This is a genomic window from Mesorhizobium sp. LNJC394B00, assembly GCF_000502555.1.
GTDB lineage: Bacteria > Pseudomonadota > Alphaproteobacteria > Rhizobiales > Rhizobiaceae > Mesorhizobium.
In genome coordinates this window covers 704,215-727,011 of record NZ_AYWH01000001.1, presented here as the reverse complement: position 1 = coordinate 727,011, position 22,797 = coordinate 704,215, and the positions used below count along the sequence as shown (strand labels likewise).

The window sequence follows — 22,797 nt, the reverse complement described above, 5'->3', positions numbered from 1 at the left end:
CGCACCGTCGCCTCTTCCCTTGTCCTCTCCCACTCGAGCCCATTTCAATCCCCTAGCGTCAAGCAACTGGAGCCAGACGCCTCATGACCGACCAAACCAAATCCACCACTATCCCAATCCGTCTCACCATCAACGGACACAGTCACGAACTGCAGGTCGAGCCGCGCGTCACGCTGCTTGACGCCTTGCGTGATCGCCTCGACCTGACCGGCACCAAGAAGGGTTGCGATCAGGGCCAGTGCGGCGCCTGCACGGTGCATGTCGAGGGACAGCGCGTGCTGTCCTGCCTGACGCTTGCAGCACAGGTCGAAGGCCGCGAGATCACCACCATCGAAGGATTGGCCGGCGATGACGGCACGCTCAACGCGGTTCAGGCTGCTTTCCTCGACCAGGATGCTTTCCAGTGCGGCTACTGCACGCCGGGACAGATCATGTCGGCGGTCGCCTGCATCCGCGAGGGCCATGCCGGCTCGGATGACGAGATCCGCGAATACATGGCCGGCAATCTGTGCCGCTGCGGCGCCTATCCGCACATCGTTGCCGCCGTGCGCCAGGCGGCACTGGAGGTCGCGTCATGAGGGATTTTTCCTACGTTCGCGCCGATAGCATCGATGCGGCACGACAGGCAGCCGCCCTGCCTGGGGCCATGCTGCTTGCCGGTGGCACGACGCTGGTCGATCTCGCCAAATGCGGCGTGGCCGAACCCGACAGCCTGGTCGACATCACCCATCTCAAAGGGCTCGACGCCATCAAGGTCGACGCTGACAGTGCCATGATCGGCGCGCTGGCCAAGATGAGCCACGTCGCCGACCATGCCGAGATCAAGAGCCGCTTTCCCGCGGTCTCCGAAGCGCTGTGGCAGGCGGCTTCCGCGCAACTGCGCAACATGGCGACCATCGGCGGCAATCTGATGCAGCGCACGCGCTGCCCCTATTTCCGCGATCCCGCGAATTTTTCCGCCTGCAACAAGCGCTCGCCCGGCACCGGCTGCTCGGCGATCGGCGGCGTCACCCGCGGCCATGCCGTGCTCGGCACCAGCGACGCCTGCATCGCCATGTATCCCGGTGACCTCGCCACCGCGCTGGTCGCCTTCGATGCCGTGGTTCATCTTGGCGAACGCCAGGTTGCCGTCGACGACTTCTTTCTCCTGCCCGGCGCCACGCCCGACAGGGAACATGCCATCCAACCGGGCGAGATGATCACCGCCATCAGCATACCGGCTTCCGGCACGGCCCGGCGTTCGACCTATCTCAAGATCCGCGACCGGCAGTCGTATGAGTTCGCGGCTGCAAGTGCCGCAGTCGGCATCGACTTCGAAGCCGATGGCCGCACCATTCGCGACCTGCGCGTCGCGCTGGGCGGCGTCGCGACGAAGCCGTGGCGGGCGCACGCCGTGGAAGCGGCGTTGAAGGGCAAGGTGCTCAGCGAAGACAGGGTGCGGGCAGCCAGCTTGCTCGCCGTGGAAGGGGCCATCGGCCACGGCGCCAACCACTACAAGATCGAACTGGCGCCGCGCGTCGTCGCCCGCGCCATCCTCAAGACGGGAGCCATGGCATGACCATTCACGACCCCAGGACACGGCACGGCGACGCTTCGGACGGCACTGCCGATCAGGTTGGCGGGCGGCTGTCGCGCGTCGACGGCCCGGCCAAGATTACCGGTGCGGCAAAATATGCCGTCGAGCAGCAGCTCGACGGGCTAACCTACGGCGTCCTGGTCGAAAGCACGATCGCATCAGGCAAGGTGCGCTCGATCGACACGTCAGCTGCCGAGGCGGCCTCTGGCGTGCTCAAGGTGCTGACGCCCGATACCATCATGAGCCTGCGGACCGCATCGGACTGGTTCGGCACACCGCCGCCGGACAAACCCTACTGCCCGCTGGCGCGCGACATCACCTTTTCGGGCCAGCATGTCGCCGCGGTCATCGCGGAGACTTTCGAGCAGGCCGTCGCGGCAGCGGCGATGGTCAAGGTCAGCTATGACGAGACGCCGGCCATCGTCGACCTCAGCGACGCCAAGGCCGGCGACGGCATTCCGATCGCCGCCATGACCAAGGAATGGGGCGATGCGCAGGCCGCTTTCGCCGCTGCTCCGGTGCGCGTCTGCGGCGCCTATAACACGCCGCGCGAATACCAGGCGCCGATGGAGCCGCATGGCCTCATCGCGCGCTGGGAGGGCGACCGGCTGACCGTGTGGGAACCGAGCCAGTGGCTCGACGGCATGGCCCGCACCTATGCCGAATGGTTCGGCGTGCCGTTCGAAAATGTACGGCTGGTCTCGCCTTATATCGGTGGCGGCTTCGGCTCCAAGGCATTGGCGCTCGGCCATGGCGCGGTGGCGGCTGCCGCAGCAAAAATGCTGGGACGGCCCGCGAGGGTGGTCATGACGCGGCCGCAGACTTTTACCGGCTATGGCGGCCGCGCCGCGACGCGCCAGACGGTGACGATCGGCGCCGACCGTGACGGAAAGATCCAGTCGATCGTGCATCGCGGCGTCAACGAAACATCCATAGACGGAATGTGGGTCGAGCCTTTGGGCGTGGTCACCTCGATCATGTATGCGACGCCCAACTTCTCCTCGAAGCAGAATGTCGTGCGGGTGAATTCGGTGGTGCCCGGCGCCATGCGCGCGCCGGGCGAAAACCCTAGCGCCTTCGGCATCGAAAGCGCCATTGACGAGCTCGCCTACGAGGTCGGCATCGATCCGCTGGAGATCCGGCTGAGGAATTACGCCGAGCAGGATCCGCACGCAAAAAAGGCTTGGTCGACGCGGCAGTTGCGCGAGGCTTTCGCGGCTGGCGCCGAACGCTTCGGCTGGGCCCAGCGCACGTCCAAACCGCGTTCGATGCGCGACGGCAACCAGCTGATCGGCTGGGGCGTCGCCGCCGGCACCTATCCGGTGCGGCGCGCTTATGGCGAGGCCATCGTGCGTATCCTTGCCAACGGCTCGGTCGAGGTCGAAAGCTCCTCGATCGACATGGGCCAAGGCACGTACACGATCCTGGCGCAGACGGCGGCCGAAACGGTCGGCGTGGCGGCCGACCATGTCGTCGTGAAGCTCGGCGATTCCCGGTATCCCCGCGCCGGCGTGGCCGGCGGGTCGCGGCTGGCCGGCGTGATGACGGGCGCGGTCTACAAGGCGGCGACATCGGCGCTCGATCAGCTTGTCGGACTGGCGATCAGCGATCCGCGCTCGCCCTTCCACGCGCTGCAGGCCAACACGCTGGTCGTCGCCAATGGCCGCATCAGGTCGCCGCGCGGCGATGGTCCCGATGTCTCGATCGCCGACCTGCTGGCCAGCGTCGGCCGCGACCGCATCGAGGCCACCGGCGACACCATGCCGGCGAACTCGACCGCCGAGGATCGCTACAAGAACTACACCACCATCGCGGCGGCACTGCCGCACACCGAGGGCGACTATTCGCGCCACTCCTGGTGCGCGCATTTCATCGAGGTGCGCGTCGACGAGGATTTCGGCACCGTGCGCGTGTCGCGCGTGGTGTCGGCGCTGGATTCCGGCCGGCTCTACAACCCGAAACTCGCGGAGAGCCAGTGGAAGGGCGGCATCATCATGGGCATCGGCCAGGCGCTGCTTGAAGAAGGCATTGTCGACCGCAGGCATGGCCGCATCGTCAACAACAATCTCGGCGACTATCTGGTGCCGACCAATGCCGACATCCCCGATATCGAGGTCATCTCGGTCGGCATTCCCGACCTGCACTCCTCTGTGCTCGGCGGCAAGGGTGTGGGCGAACTCGCCATCGTCGGCGTAGCGCCGGCGATCGCCAACGCGGTGTTCCACGCAACTGGAAAAAGGATACGCGACCTCCCGATCACGCTTGAGAAGTTGATCTAGGAAGCGGCGTGCGTAATCTCCCCCCTTGAGGGGGAGATGTCGCCGAAGGCGACAGAGGGGGTCGCCTCTCGTAGAGCGCCAACCTCCTTCCGCCGCAGTAGGTCGAGCCCGGTCGGACCGACCCCCTCAGCCCTGCCGGGCATCTCCCCCTCAAGGGGGGAGATTGGCAGCTCGCGCGCCTCGGCTACCAGTCGAGCTTGAACGCAAGCTTGCCGAAATGCTGCCCGCCTGCCGCCATGTGCGCGTAGGCTTCGGCCGCCTGCTCCTGGCTGAACACCTTGTCGACGACCGGGTCGATGCGGGCGGCGGCGATGGCGCGGACGGCTGCGCGAAGGTCAGATACCGACCCGGTGTTGTTGCCGACCACCTTCAGTGCCTTGATGATGATCGGCAGCAGGTCGACCGTGGCCTCGGCGCCGGTGACGAAACCGATGGTGAACAGCGTGCCGCCAGGCGCGGTGGCGTTGACGGCGCGGGCGAAGGTGGCGGTGCCGGCGGTCTCGACGACGAGGTCGGCGCCGAGGCCGCCGGTCAGTTCCAGCACCTTGCCGTCCCAGTCGGGCGTCGCGCGGTAGTTGATGAGATGATCGGCGCCGAGTGCCTTCGCCCGCTCCAGCTTCTCGTCCGACGAAGAAGTGATGATGACGGTTGCGCCGGCGGCTTTCGCCAGCTGAAGGGTGAAGATGGAGACGCCGCCGGTGCCGAGCAGCACGACGACCGAGCCCGGCCCGACATCGGCGGCGCGGACGGCGTTCCAGGCGGTGGTCGCGGCGATCGGCAGGGTCGACGCCGCCTCGAAAGAGAGACGAGCCGGTACCGGCACGAGCGAGTTGGCCGGCAGCGCGACATATTCGGCGAGCGACCCCGGCAGCGAAATTCCGCGCATCTGCGTCATCTCGTTAGGCCGGGGCGGACCGCCGATCCAGCGCGGCTTGGCATGGGCAACGACGCGATCGCCGACGGCGAAATCCGTAACGCCCTCCCCCAGCGCGACGATCTCGCCGGCGCCGTCGGCGACGGGAATGAGCGGAAAGCCGGGCACACGATAATTGCCGCTGGCCACCGCCACATCGACGAAATTCAGGCTCGCGGCGCGCTGGCGGATCAGCACTTCGCCGCGCTGCGGTTCAGGCGTGGCAATGGTGGTGGCGCGAAAGGCGTCCAGCTTGGCGGCGGTCAGTTCGATGGCTTTCATGGCTCACGCATTCCTGTTTAAGGGGTCAATCGTCAGGATTGAGTGAAGCTATCTGCTGCGCTACAAGCAGATAATCCGGAATTTTTACATTTGAGTCCTGTGCTTTATGCAGCAATCACACGACCCCGCCAGCCTTGCCGAAATGGCCGCCTTTGCGGCCATCACCGAAGCGCGCTCCTTCACCAAGGCAGCGTTGCGCGTCGGGCGCGACTCGACGGTTCTGTCACGCCGCCTGCAATCGCTGGAGCAGCGGCTCGGCGTGCGGCTGCTGCACCGGACCACCCGAAGCGTATCGTTGACGGAGGCGGGAGCGGAGTTCCTGATACGCGTCCGCGCCATCCTGGCCTCGGTAGACGAAGCCGAGGCTGCTGCTTCCGCGCATGCCAGCGGGACGCCGCGCGGCTTGCTGCGGCTGGCGCTGCCGGGAACCTTTGGCCGTATGTGGATCGGGCCGCTGCTGCCGCAATTTCTAGCGACGTTCCCGGATGTCAGCATCGAGGCCGAGTTCTCCAACCGGTTAGTCGATCTCGTTGCAGAGAACTTCGATGTCGCCGTCCGTCTCGGCGCGCTGGAGGACTCGCGCCTGGTGGCGCGCAAGATCGCGACACGGCGGCGGTTGCTGTGCGCTGCTCCCTCCTACCTCGCCCGCCGGGGCACGCCGGAAGCGCCGGAAGCGCTCACAGAACACGCCTGCCTCGGCTTCTCCGGCTTCCAGACCTTTCCAACCTGGGAGATGACCGACAGTTCGGGACGCCGCGTCAACGTCGACGTCTCGGGGCCGATGGTGTGCGACGATGCCGAGGTGCTGGTCGAAGCCGCGGTGCAAGGCCTCGGCCTGATGATGAGCACCGACTGGCTTGTCGGACGCGAACTCGCCGACGGACGGCTGGTGCCGGTGCTGGCGGACTGGACGCTGGCCGACGAAGGCGCGGTCTATGTCGTCATGCCCTCGGCCAAGGGACAAGCCGCCAAGACACGCGCCTTCGCCGAGTGGATCGGCAAGCGCTTCGCGCCGGAGCCGCCCTGGACGTCGAGGCCGGTCTCAAAGGCTTGATCAATGGGGCGCGCCGGGGGCTAAGACGGCATATGCCGCTGTCACCAGGCCTTTTGTCCTGTATGATCTCGTTGAATGTAGCTTGGGAGGGGATCATGCAAAGTGCATTGGCGAAGTTCATGATGGCAGGTTCCGTTCTGGCCGCGCTGCAAGCCGCGCAGCCGGCTTTTGCCGCGTCCTGCAACTGGAGCGCCAAGATGGAAGAAGACGAAGGCGGCAGCGTGCTGACGGCTTCGGTGTGCGGCGGACCGAAGGCCGATGCGCATCTGATGCTCGTCTGTTTCGACAAGCCGGTGCTGAGCTACGATCTGGGTGCGGCCGGCCAGCAGCTGGAACCCGGCATCAGCGCTTCCTTCACCTTCAAGGGCGGTGACAAGAGCGTGACCAAAAAGCTCGACCTCGAGGCCATGTATAATTACTTCACGGCTGAGCTGAGCAAAGACGATCCACTGCTCGGCCTGTTGCGCAGCAAGGGCGACGTCACGGTTACGGCCGACAAATATGGCGAGAACAGCTTTCCGCTGACGGGCTCGAGCGCTGCGATCGGTAAGGTGCTGGCGCAGTGCGGCAAAAGTTCGGCCGGCGAAGCGGACTGAAGCTCCCTACTTTCGACCACGCAGCTTGGTCCCGCGCCTCCATCAGGGCAAAGCCAAGCAGGTTCTCGCCGCGCCCGGTTTGCCGTTTCGCTCATCGACGGGGGCACGGGTTTGGAGGCGGCAATATGCGGCCTGAGTTTTCAACGCGAGCTGCGCTTTCCCTCCGGTGTCGCCACCAGCGAGGCGGCGGCGGCATTGGCCGTGGCGATCGCCGCTTCCATCGGATGGCCACGGGCGAGGCCTGCCGCGAAGGCGCCGACGAATTCGTCGCCGGCGCCATGGGTGCTGACGACTTTTACCGGAATGGCCGCCAGCGCGAAGGCCGCGCCGATCCGGTCGCAATAGGCGACGCCTTCGCCGCCGGCGGTGACGATCGCCGAGGGGTAGGTATCGATCAGCCGCCGCGCGGCTTCGGTTGCGCCGGCGAGCGTATCGACGACCGGAACGCCGGCCAAAAATTCCGCTTCGATGGCGTTGACGATGACGATGTCTATCAGCGCGGTCAATTCGGCCGACAGTGTTCGCGCCGGTGCGGCGTTGAGCACGACGCGGCCGCCGGATGCCTTCACCGCGCGCGCGGCAGCGATGTTTGCGGCGTCGGGCACTTCGTTTTGCAGCAACAGCACTGCCGTCTGTACCACCACCTCGCCCGCAGCCGCGATGTCATCACTGCCCAGGGTGAGATTGCTGCCGGAGACGATCACCGCACCATAGTCGCCATCGCTGTCGAAGATCGCCACGCTGATGCCGGAGCGTGCGCCTGCCGCCACGCGCACGAAGCGGCGATCAACGCCGGCGCGATCGAGATTGGCCAGCAGCGCCGTGCCGAAATCGTCGTCGCCGACGGCGCCGATCATCGCCGCACGCACGCCGGCGCGTGCCGCCGAGACCGCCTGGTTGCCGCCCTTGCCGCCGCATTTCGGCTGCCAGGCATGGCCGGCCACAGTCTCGCCCTTGCGCGGACGGTCGGGCGCGTCGACCATGATGTCGTAGTGCAGGCTGCCGAAGACGGTGACCAGCGGAACCGTCATGTGCCCCGGTCTTTTCGTTTCGAGGTGACCGCCGACATGGTGCGGCCGAGATTGCGCTCCGCCGCCTGGTAGTCGCGCTGCGCCACCGCCACGAACAAAGCGTCGAGGATGTTGAGTTGCGCGATGCGCGCCGCTGCGTTTTCGCCCATCAGCGGCGAGCCTTGCGCGGTCGAGCACAGCACGATGTCGGCAATCCGGGCCAGCGGCGAGTTGTCGTAGTTGGTGATGGCCAGCGTGCGGGCGCCGCTCTTGCGGGCAAGATGGATGGCGTCGATGACGGCCGACGTGTTGCCGGAATGCGAGAAGCCGACGGCGATGTCGTCGGCGCAGAGGAGCGAGGCCGACATCAGCATCATGTGCGAGTCGTCATAGACCGATGCGCGGATGCCGATGCGCAGGAATTTGTGCGAGACGTCGCGAGCAATCTGGGCGGAGCCGCCGACGCCATAAAAATCGCGGTTCCTGGCGCGGTAGAGCAGATCGGCAGCACGGTCGAAATCGTCCATGTCGAGGATCGCGAGCGTCTCCTCCAGCGCCTGGATCGAGGTGCGGAACACTTTCTGCACGATCTCGGCCGAGCTGTCGTCGACCGACAGTTCCTGGTGCATCTCGGCGGTCGGGAGGCGGCTGTATTCATAGACGGCGGTGCGGAAGTCGCGGTAGCCGGAGAAGCCGAGTTTCTTGGCGATCTTGACCACCATCGCCTCGGACACGCCGGCCTCCTCGGCGATCTGCTTGAGCGGAATGGTCTGGTCGAAACCGCGCCGGCCGAAGACGGTTTCCACCACCTTGGCCTCAAGCGGGGTGAGATGCGGCATCATCATGCGGATGCGCGGCCCCACGGCTTTCAGATCGAGATTGCTCAACGTCATCCACGTCCCCTCGTCTCCGGCCCGAGCATGGCTTCCTGGACGATAGCCTGCGACGTCACGGCGTCCTGGCTGTCCATGGCGGCGGACAGGCGGTTATCCTTCTCCAGCCGGTCGACAACGCACAGCAGGCGCTTGACGGTGGCGATGTTGACTTCGCATTCGCGCACCGGATCGAGCCCGGTCATGTCGGGGAAGGTGTCGAAGTAGATGGCGCCGGCATAGCCGTCGCGGCGGATCTGGCGCAGCAGTTCGATGGTCTGCAGCGTGTGCACCGCGCCGACCATCAGGCCGTCGTCGCGCTTGGCATAGCCATCGTTGAGATGGACGCCGAGCAGCTTGCTGTGGCGAGCGATCAGCGCCGCGGCGAAGGCCGGCTGTTCGTCGGCATAGAGCACATGGGCGAAATCAAGCGTGACGCCCAGATTGGGTAGGCCGACCTCGCGGATCGCCAGCAAGGTGGTCGCGGCATCCGGCATCAGCGAGTAGGAGCGCGGTTCGTTAGGCTTGTACTCCAGGCTGATCTGGCAGCCAGGGTCATGCGCGGCAACTTCACGAACCCCATCGATTTCGTGCTGCCAGAGCGTCGCATAGTCAGCCTGGAAGGCGTAGTCGAAGCCATCCTGGCCAAGCCACAGGGTCATCAGACTGGCGCCGGCCGCGCGCACCGCATCGATACCGGCCTTGGTCAGGTCGATGGCTTCGCGGCGCACCGCCGGGTCCGGATTGGTGAAGGCGCCGAGCTTGAAGGCCGGATTGGAGTAGTAACGCATGGCAAAGCCATTGATGGAAAGCCCGAGGCCGCCGAGCTTTCGGGCGATTTCAGCCGGCTTTTCACTGACATGGTCGGGGAAATTAAGATCAAGATCGGTCAACCCGTCGACCTTGGCGGCGCGAGTGGCCATCTGCAGCATGGACGGCTTGCCGGTGAGATCAGGCCATTCGGCTTGCGGCCGCGAGGCGAAGGAATTCAGGCGGGTGGCGAAGCGACTGTTTGTCATGATCGACCTTTCAGTGATTTACTTCACATAAATACGAATATTTGTAAAGTTCTCATTTGCGAGGCGGTTTGTAGCGCGCAGCATCCTGCTTGGCCGGGATCTTCGGCTGCGCCTCTGCATCCATGCCGGGAGTTTCGAGTCCCGCAACGGTGCGGATGCTGGTGCGAGCCCTTGCGCCCTGCCTGCCGATTGACCAATCTCGCCGACACTGTCATGAGCCGCGGTTGGGGGGATCGCACATGCCAACGCTTTATCAACTGAAACCGGCCTTTCAGGCCAGGCTGCGGCCGCTGGCCGACCGGCTGGCCGATGCCGGCGTCACCGCCAACCAGATCACGCTTCTCGCCGCCGCGCTCTCCATCGCCACAGGCCTGGTGGTCACTGCCTTTGCCTTCCATCCCCTGGTGTTCCTGTTGATGCCGGTGGTGCTGTTCGTGCGCATGGCGCTCAACGCCGTTGATGGGATGCTGGCCAGGGAACATGGGCAAGCATCGAAACTCGGCATGTATCTCAACGAACTCTGCGACGTCGTCTCGGACCTGGCGCTGATCCTGGCCTTTGCCACCTTGTTCCCGGCCTGGGGTGTCGTCGCCTTCGCTATTACCGCCATGCTTGTCGAGTTCGCCGGCGTGCTTGGCGTTGCCGCAGGCAGCGGGCGCAACTATGCCGGGCCGTTCGGCAAGAGCGACCGAGCCCTGGTGCTCGGCGTCATCGCCTTCCTCATCGCCTGCGGCCTGTGGTTCCAAGCGATTGTGCCCTTTGTGTTTCCGGTCATGGCTACACTGTCAGTCGTAACCGCCATCAACCGGATACGCGGCGGCCTTAGAGCGGGCGGCGCATGATGCCAAAGCGTCAGGCACCCGACCGCCAGAGGGAAACCATGATCCACCAGACCATTGCAGCCGGAGCACCGGCAAGCCTCGAGCGCATCGCGCAGGAGCGCACGTTCAAGAGCCATGACGGCACCGAGATCTTCTACCGCTACTGGCCGGCCGCCGGGTCGACGCCAAAGGGTGCGATCCTTCTGTTCCATCGCGGCCACGAGCATGGCGGCCGCATGGCGCATCTGGTCGACGAACTCGCCATGCCCGACCATGCCTTCTACGCCTGGGACGCGCGCGGCAATGGCCGCTCGGCCGGCGAGCGCGGCTATGCGCCATCCTTTGCCGCCCTGGTTCGTGACATCGACTGCCTGGTGCGTGAGATCGGCCGGGATGGTTTTGGCCAGCGCGACATCGCGCTGATCGCGCAGTCCTTCGGCGCCGTGCTGGCCGCTGCCTGGGTGCATGACTATGCGCCCGACATCCGCGCGCTGGTGGTGGCTTCACCGGCCTTTTCGGTCAAGCTCTACGTGCCCTTCGCCAAGGAGGGCATTGCGCTGTGGCAGAAGCTCAAGGGCCGCTTCTTCGTCAATTCCTACGTCAAGGCGAAGTTCCTGACGCATGATGCCGAGCGCATCGCTTCCTTCGACGCCGATCCGCTGATCACGCGACCGATCGCCTCCAACATCCTGGTCAAGCTTTACGACCACGCTGCCCGCATCGTCTCGGACGCGCGCGCCATCACCGTGCCGACGCAGCTCTTGATCTCCGGCAGCGATTGGGTGGTGCGGCATGGACCGCAGCACGAGTTCTTCGTCAATCTCGGCAGCAGCGCCAAGGAGCGGCATGTGCTGCCCGGCTTCTTCCACGACACGCTGGGCGAGCGCGATCGCAAGCAGGCGCTGGACCTGATCCGGCCATTCCTCGAAAAGCAATTTGCAACGCCGGAGAAAACCATCGACTTGCTTCAGGCCGACCGCGCCGGCTACACCCGCGACGAGGCCGAGAGGCTGGCCTCGCCGCTGGCGCTGCTGTCGCCAAAGGGTATCTACTGGGCGATAAGCCGCGCCTCGATCCGCATCGGCGCCTGGCTGTCTTCGGGCATGAAGACCGGCATCGCCACCGGCTTCGATTCCGGCTCGACGCTCGACTATGTCTACGAGAACGACGCGCGCGGCATCGGCTTCATCGGCCGCATGATAGACCGCACCTTCCTCGACGCCATCGGCTGGCGCGGCATCCGCCAGCGCAAGCTGCATCTGGAAGAGCTGATCGGCAACGCCGCCGCCAGCCTGAAGGCAGCCGGCCGTCCCGTCCACATGCTCGACATCGCCGCCGGTCACGGCCGTTATGTGCTCGATGCCGTCGCAAAATGCACTGAACCGCCGGCAAGCGTGCGGCTGCAGGATTATTCCGAACTCAATGTCGGGCTCGGCTCGAAGCTGATCGCCGAGCGGCGTCTGCCGACCAGCGTTACCTTCCATCAGGCCGACGCCTTCGATGCCGACATGCTGGCTGGGTTGACCCCGGCGCCGGACCTCGCCATCGTCTCCGGACTTTACGAATTGTTCGCCGACAATACGATGATTTCCCGCTCGCTCGGCGGGCTGGCGAGCGCCATGCAGTCCGGCAGCCTGCTCGTCTACACCAATCAGCCATGGCATCCGCAGCTGGAGATGATCGCGCGCAGCCTGACCTCGCATCGCGGCGGCCAGGCCTGGGTGATGCGGCGGCGCACGCAAGGCGAGATGGACCAGTTGGTGACGGCTGCCGGTTTCGCAAAGATCGACCAGCGCATCGACCAATGGGGCATCTTCACCGTCTCGGTCGCACGGCGCGTCTGAGACCATGGCCCTGCCTGTCACTGACCCTGCCCCGGCGCGGGAACCCTATTTGGGCATCGTGCTGAGGGCAGCCCTTTGGCTGGCGCTGCTGGCGCCATTCTTCTATTCGACCTATGGCTTTGCCAACTGGCTGGCGTCGCGGCGCGACCATGTCGGCAGCATCGTGTTTGCCTGGGAACACGCCATCCCGTTCGTCGCCTGGACGATCGTGCCCTACTGGTCTATCAATCTGTTCTACGGCCTGTCGCTGCTGCTCAACACGACCAGGCGCGGCGTCGACCGGCTCGCCGGCCGCTATCTCTCGGCGCAGATCATTGCCGTCGCCTGCTTCATCGCGTTCCCGCTGACGGCGACCTTCGTGCGGCCGGAAACCACCGGCCTGCCGGGTTTCCTGTTTGCGGTGCTCGGTGGTTTCGACAAGCCGTTCAACCAGGCGCCATCCCTGCACATCGCACTCCTGGTGATCATCTGGGACCATTGGCGTCACGTTCTGGCACGTCCCCGTCTCGGCGGCATTCTCCGCCCGGTCTGGCACGTCTGGTGTTTTCTCATCGGCGCCTCGGTGCTGACGACCTGGCAGCATCATTTCATCGACATTCCGACCGGCGCCCTGCTCGGCCTGTTTGCGCTGTGGCTGTTTCCGTCCAAGGGCGAGCTGCCATTCTGGGGTTTTCGGTTGACCGCCGACCCAAGGGCGCGGCGGCTGGCGGGTTATTACGGGCTGGGGGCGGCCCTTGCCCTGGCCGGCGCTGCCGAGGGCGCGTTGGTCTCCGCCGATTTTCTCATCCTGTTGTGGCCGGCATTGGCGCTGGCCATCGTCGCCTTCGGCTATGCTGGGGCCGGCGCCAAAGTGTTCCAGAAGGCAGCCCATGGTAGCGTCTCACTGGCCAACCGTATCCTGCTCCTGCCCTACCGGCTTGGCGCCCGGATCAATGTGTGGGTATGGACCCGCCAACTGGCGCCGCAAGTGGAGATCACCGACGGTGTTTTCCTCGGCCGGTTTCCGAGTGCCGACGAGGCCAACCGCTTCGGCACAGTGATCGACCTTGCCGGCGAGATGGAACGGCCGCGCGGCGTGACCTGCCGCTGGATCAGCTACGCGATGCTCGACCTCGTGGCGCCGCCTCACGACAGGCTGGAGCGAGCGGTGGCGGCGATCGAGCTGGCGCGCCGGCGCGGCACCGTCCTGGTCTGCTGCGCGCTCGGCTTCCAGCGCAGTGCGGCCATCGTCGCCGACTGGCTGGTGGTGACGGGGCGCTCGTACACAGCTGCACAGGCGCGCAAGAAACTCGCCGCGTCGGGCAGGCCCGTGCACCTTCAGATCGGGCTGGATGAACCGGGGCTGGAAGAACCGACATGAGTTGGCCGGCATGAGTGGCGACAATTTTCCCGAGAAGGCCGAAATATTCGCCGCCGGGCTGATGGTGCAGGCGGTGTGGCCGATCCTGCTGGTGGTCGCGGCTGTGATGGCAGCGCCGGTCATCGGCCTGGTGGCCGGACCGCAGACGACAGCGCTGTCCGCGGCGGCCTGGCTGGTCGCGGCGGCGGGCGCCGTGGCCACGCTGGCTCTTTCGGCCTTGCTTTTGTTCGATGCGCTGCTGTTCCGGCTGATGGCAAGCCACGCCAGCGAGGCCGCCGGCGGTGCCGCGGTCGACGATGTGCTGGCGCGCATGCGCCTGAAGCCCACCGCTGCCGGCGGCCGCTCGCTTGACCGTCGCATTGCAGGCACGCGCCGCCTGCTGACAAGGCAGCGCATGGCGCTCGCCATGTCTGCTGCGGCATCCCTTTTCGCAGCATTTGTTTGAGCCATGACAAAACTTCACCTGCGCGCCAACACCTTCACCTTGCTGCAGACGGTGACGTCGGTCGGCCTGTCGGCGGCGGCCTGGGTGGTAACCGGCGTCAGACCAATCTGGAACGGCAGCCAGCCGTCGGAGCGGCAGCGCATCTACTTCGCCAACCATGCCAGCCATGGTGATTTCATCCTGCTGTCGGCCTGTCTGAGTGAGAAGGTGCGCGCCCGGACCCATGCGATCGCGGCGGCCGAATATTGGGGCAAGTCGCGGCTGCGCCGCTTCATCGCGCAGGACATGCTGTCGTCCGTGCTCATCCACCGGCAGTGGACCGACGAAACGCAACACCCGATCTCGATCATGCTGTCGGTGCTCGACGACGGCCACTCGCTGATCCTGTTTCCCGAAGGCACTCGCAACACGACGGAGGCGGATCTGCTGCCGTTCCGCTCCGGCCTCTACAATCTGTCGATGGCGCGGCCGGATGTGGAACTCATCCCGTGCTGGATCGAGAACATGTCGCGCGTGCTGCCCAAGGGCCAGTTCCTACCGGTGCCGCTTTTGTGCCGCGTCGTCTTCGGTCCGCCGGTGGCGATCGCGCCCGGCGAAGAACGCCGCACCTTCCTCGAGCGCGCGCGCCAGACGCTGCTGTCGCTCAACCCGCGTCCCGATCGGGACCACTAGCATGACCAGGCAAAGAGACTTCGTATGACACTGCCGCCAATGCATGAAACCGTCATCCTGCTGGCCGGCCTGATCTGCGTGCTGACCATGGCGAGCATTATTGCCGGTATCCTCTCATGGCGGGCGCCGAAGCCGCTGCCCTCGACGCTCGTCAACTTGAACCAGCGCATCAACGCCTGGTGGGTGATGGTGCTGGCGATCACCGTCGCCTTCTTCTTCGGCCGCACCGGCATGACCATCCTGTTTGCGCTGATCTCGTTTGCCGCGCTGCGCGAGTTCGTGACGCTGACGCACAGCCGGCGCAGCGACCACTGGGTGCTGCTCGGCATGTTCGGCATCATCATTCCCTTCCAGTACTGGCTGGTGTGGACCGCCTGGTACGGGCTCTTCACCATTTTCATCCCCGTCTACTGCTTCCTCTTGATGCCGGCGGTCACCGCGCTCAACGGCGACACCGAGCGCTTCCTCGAGCGCGTGTCCGCGCAGCAATGGGCGGTCATGATCTCGGTCTACTGCGTCAGCCATGTGCCGGCGCTGCTGACCCTCAACGTGCCCGGTTTCGAGGGCCGCAACCTCCTGCTCATCGCCTTCCTGATCATCACCGTGCAAGGCAGCGACGTGCTGCAATACATTTTCGGCAAGCTGTTCGGCAGGCATCTTCTGTCGCCCTCCGTCTCGCCCTCGAAGACCTGGGAAGGGCTGGTCGGCGGGCTGGTGGCATCGAGCCTTCTCGGCGCGCTGCTGTCGTTCCTGACGCCGTTCTCGCCGCTGGCGGCGGCAGGCGTCGCCTTCATCGCCTGCCTGATGGGGTTCCTCGGCGGGCTGGTGGCGTCGGCGATCAAGCGCGACCAGGGGGTCAAGGACTGGGGCCACCTCATCGAAGGCCATGGCGGCATGATGGACCGCGCCGACAGCCTGGTCTTCGCCGCACCGGTGTTCTTCCACATCGTCCGCTATTTCTGGACGTGAGCTAAGCCGTTCAATCGCGGATGGCGCGGCCTGCCTGCTGCAGCAATTCGAAGGCGGCGAAGCGCTTGTCGTGCCAGGGCACGAGGTCGCCACCGGCCGGGCGATAGATGTCGCCGATGCGCGACATGCCGGTCATCGCCGCGGTCACATCGGGATATTTTTGCGCCGCCACCGCAGCCAATATGGCCGAGCCGAGCAGCACCGGTTCGGGCGAGGTCGAACCGGCGACGGTCAGGCCTGTGGTGTCGGTCAAAAGCTGACGTACCAGCTCGCTTTGCGCCGCACCGCCGCTGACGACGATAGTGTCGATGGCAATGCCTTTTTTGGCCATCGCCGCCAGGATCTGGCGAACGCCGTAGCCGATGCCCAGCAGGCCGGCGACATAGAGCGCGACCAGACTGTCGAGGGACGTGTCCATGCCAAGCCCGGCGATCAGGGCCTTGGACTCGGGATCGGCGACGGGCGAGCGGTTGCCGAGGAATTCCGGCACGACATGCAGTCCATCGGCCAGGTGCGCTACTGCGGACAGGTCGGCGGACTGTTTCGCCGCCTGCTGACCAAGCCAAGCGGTCAGGCCGAGACCTTCCGCCTTGGCTTTTGCGGATGCCTCAGCCGTGGCCGGATGGAAAGCGACGAGGTGGTCGATTGCGGCACCCGCCGCCGATTGCCCGCCTTCATTGAGCCAAAGCCCCGGCACCATCGAGGAAAAATACGGACCCCAGACGCCGGGCACGAAGGCCGGCTCGCTGGTGCTGGCCATGGTGCAGGCCGAAGTGCCGAACACATAGGCCATGCGCGACCGCAAGGTGCCGACCGAGCCCTGCCCGCCAACCGTGCCGACGCCGCCGGCATGGGCATCGATCAGGCCGGCCGCAACCGGCGTTCCCGGCAGCAGGCCGAGATCGGCCGCGGCGGCCTCAGTGAGGCCTTGGGCAAGTGCCGTGCCACCCTCGACGATTTCGGTGCCGATGCGGGCAAAGCCTTCATCGGCGAGCGCGCCGAGGCCGATGGCACGGAAATAGGCATCGTCCCAGCGCCGCTCATGACCGAGATAGGTCCATTTGCAGGTCAGCGTGCAGATCGAGCGCGCCAGGCTGCCGGTTGAGCGCCAGGTCAGATAGTCCGTCAGGTCGAAGAAATGCTCGGCCGCATCGAAGGTGGCGGGCAGGTTCTCGCGCAGCCACAGCAGCTTCGGCGTTTCCATTTCCGGCGAGATGGTGCCGCCGACATAGTCGAGCACGGCGTGCTTGCCGGCATTGATGCGCTGCGCCTGGTCGAGCGCGCGGTGATCCATCCAGACGATGATGTTGCGCTGGCTGTCGCCGGAACTGCCGGCCGGCAACGGCGCGCCATCCTGGCCGACCACGACCAGCGAACAGGTGGCGTCGAAGCCAATGCCGGCAATGTCGCGCCCGGCAAGCCCCGACTCCGTCACCGCCTCGCGCACGCTGGCGCAAACCGCGCGCCAGATGTCCTCGCTCGACTGTTCGGCGATTTCGCCGGGCTCGATAAACAGAGCGATGTCGCGCTTCGCCGAGGCAAGCATGGTGCCCTTGCTGTCGAACACCCCCGCCCTGGCACTGCCAGTGCCGACGTCGATGCCGAGGAAGTGGGACATGGGAAACCTCAGAAGTTAGGCAGTAGGCAGTAGGCAGTAGGCAGTAGGCAGTAGGCGAGATGGTCAGCAGTGAACGGCCAGTTGCAAGAGCCTCTCCCCATTCCCTACTGCCTAATGCCTACTGCCTCACAAATCATTGCTCTGCGGCAGGATCACCAGGTCCCGGATGGTGACATTTCTCGGCCTAGTCAGCATGAACAGCACGGCTTCGGCGACCTCGACCGGTTGTATCAGGCCGCCCTTGGCCAGTTCATCCTCAAGCTTGTCCTTCGGCCAGTCGCTGATCAGCGCTGTCACCACCGGCCCCGGCTGCACCGCGCCGACGCGCAGGCCGTGCGGGGCGACCTGCCGGCGCACCGTGTGGACGAAGGCCTGCACGGCATACTTGGATGCCGTATAGATCGGCTCCCAGACCACCGGCACCAGTCCGGCGATCGAGGACGTCACGATGATGTCGCCGGTCTTTCGTTCGACCATATGCGGCAGCACGGCGTGGATGGAACGAAAGACCGCATTGATGTTGAGGTTCAGCATGCGGTCCCAGGCATCCGGGTCGCCTTCGAGCACCGGGCCGCCGACATAGGCGCCGGCATTGGCGTGGAAGATATCGAGCTGGCCGGCCTTGTCCAGGATTTGCGGCATCATCGTCGCGACGCTGGCCGGCTTCATCAGATCGATCACCAGCGGGATCGCGTTGGGACCGAGTTCGGTGCAGACGCTTTTCAGCGCGTCTTCGGCGCGGTCGACGAGCACAACGCGAACGCCGGCGGCAATCAGCGCTCTCGCGCATTCCAGGCCTATGCCCGACGCGGCGCCGGTGATCGCCGCGACCTTTCCACTCAAATCCTGAGCCATTCTATCCTCGTATCGATTGCGGTTGCGTTCAGGCGCGGCCGTGGGAAACCCGCGAGCGGCGTGCCAGGGAGTCGACGATGACCGCAATTGCCAGAACGGCGCCGGTGATCATGTAGCGAAGCGACGATGACAGATCGAGCAAGGTCAGCCCGCTGGCGATCGACTGGATGACGATGATGCCGAGCAGCGCGGAATAGGCGCTGCCACGGCCGCCAAACAGGCTGGTGCCGCCTATGACCGCCGCCGCAATGGCGTTGAGGTTGACGTCGCCGGTGCCGGCCTGCTGGCTGGCGGAGGCCAGCCGCGCCGCCGACAGCACGCCGCCGAGGGCGGCAAACATCGAGCACATGACGAAGGCGCTGAGGTAGATCGAGCGCACCTTGATGCCGGCCCGGCGCGCCGCTTCGCGGTTGCCGCCGACGGCGGTCATCGAGCGCCCCCATTGGGTGCGGGTCAGCGCATAGTTCATCGCCACCACCAGGCCGACGAACAGGCCGAACATCCACGGTATGCCGCGCGCCTGGTTGAGATAACCGACGATCAGTTCGAGCAGGATGGTCAGGGCGGCGACGCGCACGATGAGGCCGCCGACAGACGGCGCCGACAAATTGACGGCCCGGCGGCGGCTGACGGTGCGCAGGCCGCTGATCAGCATGACGATGCCGGGCAATGCCGCCAGTGCATAGGACAGCCAGTCCGGCATGACCAGCAACTGGCCGAAATTCACCAGGTTCGACCCATAGGGCAGATTGATCGAGCCGGTGGAGCCCAGAATATACAGTTGCAGGCCGAGCACGGCGAGCAGGCCGGCGAGCGTCGAGACGAAGCTTGGCATGCCGAGCCGGTTGAACAGCAAGGCATAGAGCCCGCCGATGAAACCGCCGACGGCGATCGCGGCGAGGATGGCGAGCGCCACCGGCCAGCCCTGGTTGACCCACAGTGTGCCGACCATGGCCGAAGCAAAGCCGCTGATCGAGCCGACCGACAGGTCGATCTCGCCGACCATCAGCACACAGACGATGCCGAGCGCGATGACGCCGACGGTCGAGCAGTCGAACAGGAGATTGACCAGATTGCTCGACGAGACGAAGACCGGATTGAGGGCGGTGAACACGCTCCAGATGATGACCAGGCCGACGATGACCGGCAACGAGCCGAGGTCGCCGGAGCGGACGCGGTCGAAGAAGGCGCTGATGGCGCCACCGACGCCGGCCTGGTGCTTGACGCGCACGTCGCTGCGGTCGAGCGCCGTCGATGAGGAGGTGTCCTGCTTGGGCTCCGCGCTCATGGCCGCTGCTCCTGATTGTTCGCTTGTTCGGCGGCCTTGCGCCGTTCGGCGCGGCGCGACACTGCATTGTTGGCGGCGCCGGTGATGGCGCTGACCAGTTCCTGGTTCGAGGCGTCGGGTTCGAAGACGCCGTTGTTGCGGCCGAGCCTGAGCACCACGATGCGATCGGCGACGGCGCGCACGTCCTCCATATTGTGACTGATCATCAGCACGCCGAGCCCACGCTCGCGCACCCGGTCGATGAGGTTCAGCACTTCCGCCGTCTGGGCGACGCCAAGCGCGGCGGTCGGCTCGTCGAGGAGGATGACCTTGGGGTCGAGCAGCAGCGAGCGGGCGATCGCCACCGTCTGGCGCTGGCCGCCGGACAGCGAGGCGACCGCCTCGCGGACGCTTGGAATACGCGCCGACAATTCGTTGAGCAGCGTCCAGGCGCGGATCTCCATCGCCACCTCGTCCAGCCGCAGCGGGTTGAGCTCCTTGCCGAGAAAGATGTTGGCGACGACGTCGAGGTTTTCGCACAGCGCCAGATCCTGGAAAACGGTGGCGATGCCGAGCGTCAGCGCGGCGCTCGGGTCGGGCATCGTCACTTGCCTGCCGCGGAAATTGATGGTCCCCGAGCTCGGCTGGTGGACGCCGGCCAGAATCTTGACCAGCGTCGACTTGCCGGCGCCATTGTCGCCGACCAGCGCCACCACCTCGCCGGCATGGACATCGAGATCGATATCGGTGAGCGCCGAAACGGCGCCGAAATTCTTCGAGATGCCGCGCAGGCTGAGCACCAGCTCGCCTGCCGAAACCGGTCCGTCAGAGATGTCAGACATGGTGGCAAACCTTTCCGGATGGGCGGTCAAGAGTGACTGCGAACTTCCGGCCACCGCAAGGGCGGCCGGAAAGCAGGATCAGGATTCTAGGTCTCCTTTTATGCATGTCGTTATCCCAAAACCGCTGCGCACTTTTGGGCGACCTGCATTGTCACTTTGTGATGCCGAGCTTCTTGCAGCCTTCGGCATAGCGGTCGACGCAGAGCTCTTCGGCGGTGTTGATCTTCTTGTCGATGATCTCGGCCTTTAGGTTTTCCTGCGTCACCACCGCCGGCGTGAACAGCTGCGATGGGGTGTCGTAGAGGGTCATTTCGGCCTTCGGCGTCTCGCCCGACAGAAGCTGGACGGCGACGTTGGCGGCAGCCGCCGCAACGATCTCGCTCGGCTTGGAGATGGTGTTGTACTGATCGCCGGCGATGATCAGCTGCAGTGCGGCGATCGTCGCGTCATTGCCGGTCACCGGCGGCACCGGATCGACACCGGCGGCCTTGAAGGCGGCGATGGCGCCACCACCGGTGCCGTCATTGGCCGCAACGACGCCGACGATCTGCGTGGAGAAGCGGGTGATCTGGCCGCTTGCCCATTGCTGCGCCTTCGGCGGCGCCCATTCCGGCGTGTCGTATTCGGCAAGGATCTTGTAGCCGCTGTTGTCTAGGCTGGAATGGATGCCCTTCTTGATCAGCCCGGCGGCCGCGTCGGTCGGCGATCCGTTGATCTGCAGCAGGCCGCCGCTGGCGGGGTCGACCTTCAGCGCCTTGAGGTGTTCGACGAGCGAGTCGGCAATGGCCTTGCCGATGCCTTCATTGTTGAACGAGACGTAGAAGTCGGCAGGTGCAGTCGGGATCGGGCGATCATAGGCGATGACCTTGACGCCCTGGCTCTGCGCCAGCTTGACCAGCGAGGCGGCGGCGGTCGAGTCGACAGGGTCAAGCACGATCGCCTTGGCGCCTTGCGAGATCACCGAGTTGAACTGCTGCTGCTGGCGCGAGGCGTCGGCATCGGCGTTCTGGTAGATCACCTTGCAGCCGGGGCAGAGTTTTTTCATCTCGGCGACGAAGCCGGGATAGTCGTGCTGCTCGTAGCGCGTCGAGGCCTGGTCGGGCATCAAGAAGGCGATCGTGGCGTCGGTAACCGGGGCAGCAAAGGCAGCGGTGCCGCCAAGAAGAGAAAGAGTGAGCGCGATGGCTCCCGTCGATTTCCAGGCAAATCTGGTCATTTCGATAGCTCCGTTTCAAGGAATGGTTTCATGAAGCCCTGGACACCATATGGCACCGGGCCTTGACTGCAGTCGGGCTGTTGCGAGGAACAACGGAGCACTTGATCCGTGCTGCGCATCCTCTAGATATCTCTGGATTTCGGGACAAGCGATCTCCAGCACGGAGCGCCTCCAACGCACCCCGCGTTCTTACCTCAGTAAATGTCTAGGCTCCTCCCGGTCCTCCCTGTTAGGCGGCAATCTCCGCGCTGACGTTTTCCGCCAGCAGGGCCCTGAAGCGCGAAGGCGACATGCCTTTCTGGGTCAGGAACTGGCGGTTGAAATTCGAGATGTTGTTGTAGCCGGCGGCATAGCAGATCTCGGTGATCGGCATGTCGGCCTCGCTCATCAGCAACTGGCAGGCAAGGTTGATGCGCAGCCGGTTGACATACTGCACCAGCGCCATGCCGGTATGGCGGCGGAAGCTGCGCGAAAACGCGCTCGGGCTGCGGCCGGCGATCGCCGCCAGATCGCTTTCGCTGAACGGCTCGGTCAGGTTGGCGTTGATATAGGCAAGCGCCTTGTTGACGCCGGCCGACATGAAGCCTGAGGGATCCGGCAGATAGCTGGCGCTGGTCAGCGTCCGCACATCGGCGGCGCGGCTCAGAATGTCGATGAGCTCCATGAACAAAGCGATGCGGCGAACGCCTTGCGCCTCGACCAGTTCGGCCAGCACAGGTGCGGCGAGCTTGGCGGTAGCGGTGGAGAACAGCGCGCCGCGGCGGCTGAGCTCGAGAATGTTTTCACAACCGGCAAGTTCCGGCAACGCGGCGGTGGCGTCGGCAATGAACTCTTGCGAGAACTGCACGACGCGGCCGCGCAGCGGCACGCTGGCGCCTGCCGGCACGTCGCTGACCCAGTTGTGCGGCAGGTTCGGGCCGGTGAGCACGAGATTGCCGGGCTCGAACTCGCCGATGAAGTCACCGACGAAATAATGGCCCGTGGTGGCGACGACGTGATGGATTTCGTATTCGGGGTGGAAGTGCCAGCGCACCGTGTGGAAGGGGTAGCCGTGGGCCCAGGCCTTGAACGACTCGCCGCGTCTGATCTGGACGACTTCCAAGTCCGGATTCATGTCAGTTCCTCCCGGCGCCGGTCCGGTCATGCGACCAGTTGCAGTGCCATCTCCCGCAGGCCGCGTTTGCCGCTCTCTGCAGTGATCGAAGCTTAGGCGGCAATTCATGCAGCCGCCACCACGGTGTGTCCACCTCACTGATACTTTTTTGACGTTTTTGTGGTCAAGGCGAT

The 22,797-nt window shown here is 65.2% G+C and carries 21 protein-coding genes; 11 read left to right on the top strand and 10 right to left on the bottom strand.

Features of this window, described 5'->3' with window-relative positions:
* Positions 1-83: 83 nt before the first annotated feature.
* The 3 genes from X751_RS159965 to X751_RS159975 are packed head-to-tail and all read left to right on the top strand — an operon-like array spanning position 84 to position 3,855.
* A complete protein-coding gene (locus X751_RS159965; RefSeq protein WP_023672519.1) occupies positions 84-578 on the top strand; it encodes a (2Fe-2S)-binding protein in 495 nt (164 codons plus the stop codon).
* Positions 575-1,558: a xanthine dehydrogenase family protein subunit M gene (locus X751_RS159970; protein ID WP_023743891.1), complete on the top strand. Its 984-nt coding sequence runs from the start codon at positions 575-577 to the stop codon at positions 1,556-1,558. Before X751_RS159965 ends, X751_RS159970 begins: the two co-directional genes overlap by 4 nt.
* Positions 1,555-3,855, top strand: a complete 2,301-nt coding sequence (locus tag X751_RS159975; protein ID WP_023743890.1) for a xanthine dehydrogenase family protein molybdopterin-binding subunit — start codon at positions 1,555-1,557, stop codon at positions 3,853-3,855. Before X751_RS159970 ends, X751_RS159975 begins: the two co-directional genes overlap by 4 nt.
* 184 nt (positions 3,856-4,039) lie before the next feature.
* Here the strand turns inward: X751_RS159975 and X751_RS159980 are convergent, their stop codons facing one another.
* On the bottom strand, positions 4,040-5,050 hold the full coding sequence (locus X751_RS159980; RefSeq protein ID WP_023688978.1) for an NAD(P)-dependent alcohol dehydrogenase: 1,011 nt from the start codon (positions 5,048-5,050) through the stop codon (positions 4,040-4,042).
* Between the two features lie 106 nt (positions 5,051-5,156).
* Here X751_RS159980 and X751_RS159985 point away from each other — a divergent pair, with 106 nt between their 5' ends.
* Both X751_RS159985 and X751_RS159990 read left to right on the top strand, forming a co-directional pair.
* Positions 5,157-6,104 (top strand): LysR family transcriptional regulator, encoded by a 948-nt coding sequence (locus tag X751_RS159985; RefSeq protein ID WP_023743889.1) that lies wholly within the window; start codon positions 5,157-5,159, stop codon positions 6,102-6,104.
* 95 nt (positions 6,105-6,199) lie between these two features.
* Positions 6,200-6,700 carry a hypothetical protein gene (locus X751_RS159990; protein WP_245260094.1) on the top strand — a complete coding sequence of 167 codons (501 nt, stop codon included), beginning with the start codon at positions 6,200-6,202 and terminating at the stop codon, positions 6,698-6,700.
* A gap of 140 nt (positions 6,701-6,840) precedes the next feature.
* Here the strand turns inward: X751_RS159990 and X751_RS159995 are convergent, their stop codons facing one another.
* From X751_RS159995 to X751_RS160005, 3 genes are read right to left on the bottom strand one after another with little or no spacing between them, the layout of a single operon-like run.
* Positions 6,841-7,731 (bottom strand): ribokinase, encoded by an 891-nt coding sequence (locus X751_RS159995; RefSeq protein ID WP_023743887.1) that lies wholly within the window; start codon positions 7,729-7,731, stop codon positions 6,841-6,843.
* Positions 7,728-8,603 (bottom strand): MurR/RpiR family transcriptional regulator, encoded by an 876-nt coding sequence (locus X751_RS160000; RefSeq protein WP_023740085.1) that lies wholly within the window; start codon positions 8,601-8,603, stop codon positions 7,728-7,730. The genes X751_RS159995 and X751_RS160000 overlap by 4 nt, the downstream gene beginning before the upstream one ends.
* The gene (locus tag X751_RS160005) at positions 8,600-9,601 is read right to left on the bottom strand and encodes a sugar phosphate isomerase/epimerase family protein (protein WP_023727033.1); all 1,002 of its coding nucleotides are present in this window, start codon (positions 9,599-9,601) and stop codon (positions 8,600-8,602) included. Before X751_RS160005 ends, X751_RS160000 begins: the two co-directional genes overlap by 4 nt.
* Before the next feature lie 239 nt (positions 9,602-9,840).
* On the opposite strand from X751_RS160005, the gene X751_RS160010 reads away from it, so the two are divergent.
* Genes X751_RS160010 through X751_RS160035 form a run of 6 tightly spaced genes read left to right on the top strand, consistent with a single transcriptional unit; the run spans position 9,841 to position 15,712 of the window.
* The gene (locus X751_RS160010) at positions 9,841-10,443 is read left to right on the top strand and encodes a CDP-alcohol phosphatidyltransferase family protein (protein WP_023743886.1); all 603 of its coding nucleotides are present in this window, start codon (positions 9,841-9,843) and stop codon (positions 10,441-10,443) included.
* A gap of 38 nt (positions 10,444-10,481) precedes the next feature.
* Entirely contained in the window at positions 10,482-12,266 is a 1,785-nt protein-coding gene (locus tag X751_RS160015; protein ID WP_023743885.1) for a bifunctional alpha/beta hydrolase/class I SAM-dependent methyltransferase, read from the top strand.
* 4 nt (positions 12,267-12,270) lie between these two features.
* Positions 12,271-13,626 carry a phosphatase PAP2/dual specificity phosphatase family protein gene (locus X751_RS160020; protein ID WP_023743884.1) on the top strand — a complete coding sequence of 452 codons (1,356 nt, stop codon included), beginning with the start codon at positions 12,271-12,273 and terminating at the stop codon, positions 13,624-13,626.
* 10 nt (positions 13,627-13,636) lie between these two features.
* Positions 13,637-14,071, top strand: a complete 435-nt coding sequence (locus tag X751_RS160025; protein WP_023743883.1) for a hypothetical protein — start codon at positions 13,637-13,639, stop codon at positions 14,069-14,071.
* Between the two features lie 3 nt (positions 14,072-14,074).
* Positions 14,075-14,743 carry a lysophospholipid acyltransferase family protein gene (locus X751_RS160030; protein WP_023672504.1) on the top strand — a complete coding sequence of 223 codons (669 nt, stop codon included), beginning with the start codon at positions 14,075-14,077 and terminating at the stop codon, positions 14,741-14,743.
* A gap of 39 nt (positions 14,744-14,782) precedes the next feature.
* On the top strand, positions 14,783-15,712 hold the full coding sequence (locus X751_RS160035) for a phosphatidate cytidylyltransferase (RefSeq protein WP_031246892.1): 930 nt from the start codon (positions 14,783-14,785) through the stop codon (positions 15,710-15,712).
* A gap of 10 nt (positions 15,713-15,722) precedes the next feature.
* Here the strand turns inward: X751_RS160035 and X751_RS160040 are convergent, their stop codons facing one another.
* The 6 genes from X751_RS160040 to X751_RS160065 form a co-directional block, all read right to left on the bottom strand.
* Complete coding sequence (locus X751_RS160040; protein WP_023743881.1) at positions 15,723-17,330, bottom strand: FGGY-family carbohydrate kinase; 1,608 nt, start codon at positions 17,328-17,330, stop codon at positions 15,723-15,725.
* A gap of 126 nt (positions 17,331-17,456) precedes the next feature.
* Positions 17,457-18,185, bottom strand: a complete 729-nt coding sequence (locus X751_RS160045) for an SDR family oxidoreductase (RefSeq protein ID WP_023743880.1) — start codon at positions 18,183-18,185, stop codon at positions 17,457-17,459.
* 28 nt (positions 18,186-18,213) lie between these two features.
* Complete coding sequence (locus X751_RS160050) at positions 18,214-19,473, bottom strand: ABC transporter permease (RefSeq protein WP_023685459.1); 1,260 nt, start codon at positions 19,471-19,473, stop codon at positions 18,214-18,216.
* The gene (locus X751_RS160055; protein ID WP_023695497.1) at positions 19,470-20,294 is read right to left on the bottom strand and encodes an ATP-binding cassette domain-containing protein; all 825 of its coding nucleotides are present in this window, start codon (positions 20,292-20,294) and stop codon (positions 19,470-19,472) included. The genes X751_RS160050 and X751_RS160055 overlap by 4 nt, the downstream gene beginning before the upstream one ends.
* Positions 20,295-20,445: 151 nt before the next feature.
* Positions 20,446-21,510 (bottom strand): sugar ABC transporter substrate-binding protein, encoded by a 1,065-nt coding sequence (locus X751_RS160060; protein WP_023743879.1) that lies wholly within the window; start codon positions 21,508-21,510, stop codon positions 20,446-20,448.
* Positions 21,511-21,739: 229 nt separating this feature from the next.
* Complete coding sequence (locus tag X751_RS160065; protein WP_023702911.1) at positions 21,740-22,624, bottom strand: AraC family transcriptional regulator; 885 nt, start codon at positions 22,622-22,624, stop codon at positions 21,740-21,742.
* Between the last annotated feature and the right edge of the window lie 173 nt (positions 22,625-22,797).

Bases quoted from the DNA above. Each gene is read 5' to 3' on its own strand.
- X751_RS160050 (WP_023685459.1), bottom strand. From the start codon at position 19,473: ATGAGCGCGGAGCCCAAGCAGGACACCTCCTCATCGACGGCGCTCGAC.
- X751_RS159970 (WP_023743891.1), top strand. From the start codon at position 575: ATGAGGGATTTTTCCTACGTTCGCGCCGATAGCATCGATGCGGCACGA.
- X751_RS160000 (WP_023740085.1), bottom strand. From the start codon at position 8,603: ATGACGTTGAGCAATCTCGATCTGAAAGCCGTGGGGCCGCGCATCCGC.
- X751_RS159980 (WP_023688978.1), bottom strand. From the start codon at position 5,050: ATGAAAGCCATCGAACTGACCGCCGCCAAGCTGGACGCCTTTCGCGCC.
- X751_RS159965 (WP_023672519.1), top strand. From the start codon at position 84: ATGACCGACCAAACCAAATCCACCACTATCCCAATCCGTCTCACCATC.
- X751_RS160005 (WP_023727033.1), bottom strand. From the start codon at position 9,601: ATGACAAACAGTCGCTTCGCCACCCGCCTGAATTCCTTCGCCTCGCGG.
- X751_RS159975 (WP_023743890.1), top strand. From the start codon at position 1,555: ATGACCATTCACGACCCCAGGACACGGCACGGCGACGCTTCGGACGGC.
- X751_RS160035 (WP_031246892.1), top strand. From the start codon at position 14,783: ATGCATGAAACCGTCATCCTGCTGGCCGGCCTGATCTGCGTGCTGACC.
- X751_RS160045 (WP_023743880.1), bottom strand. From the start codon at position 18,185: ATGGCTCAGGATTTGAGTGGAAAGGTCGCGGCGATCACCGGCGCCGCG.
- X751_RS160055 (WP_023695497.1), bottom strand. From the start codon at position 20,294: ATGTCTGACATCTCTGACGGACCGGTTTCGGCAGGCGAGCTGGTGCTC.
- X751_RS159990 (WP_245260094.1), top strand. From the start codon at position 6,200: ATGCAAAGTGCATTGGCGAAGTTCATGATGGCAGGTTCCGTTCTGGCC.
- X751_RS160040 (WP_023743881.1), bottom strand. From the start codon at position 17,330: ATGTCCCACTTCCTCGGCATCGACGTCGGCACTGGCAGTGCCAGGGCG.
- X751_RS160025 (WP_023743883.1), top strand. From the start codon at position 13,637: ATGAGTGGCGACAATTTTCCCGAGAAGGCCGAAATATTCGCCGCCGGG.
- X751_RS160065 (WP_023702911.1), bottom strand. From the start codon at position 22,624: ATGAATCCGGACTTGGAAGTCGTCCAGATCAGACGCGGCGAGTCGTTC.
- X751_RS159985 (WP_023743889.1), top strand. From the start codon at position 5,157: ATGCAGCAATCACACGACCCCGCCAGCCTTGCCGAAATGGCCGCCTTT.
- X751_RS160020 (WP_023743884.1), top strand. From the start codon at position 12,271: ATGGCCCTGCCTGTCACTGACCCTGCCCCGGCGCGGGAACCCTATTTG.
- X751_RS160060 (WP_023743879.1), bottom strand. From the start codon at position 21,510: ATGACCAGATTTGCCTGGAAATCGACGGGAGCCATCGCGCTCACTCTT.
- X751_RS160030 (WP_023672504.1), top strand. From the start codon at position 14,075: ATGACAAAACTTCACCTGCGCGCCAACACCTTCACCTTGCTGCAGACG.
- X751_RS160010 (WP_023743886.1), top strand. From the start codon at position 9,841: ATGCCAACGCTTTATCAACTGAAACCGGCCTTTCAGGCCAGGCTGCGG.
- X751_RS159995 (WP_023743887.1), bottom strand. From the start codon at position 7,731: ATGACGGTTCCGCTGGTCACCGTCTTCGGCAGCCTGCACTACGACATC.
- X751_RS160015 (WP_023743885.1), top strand. From the start codon at position 10,482: ATGATCCACCAGACCATTGCAGCCGGAGCACCGGCAAGCCTCGAGCGC.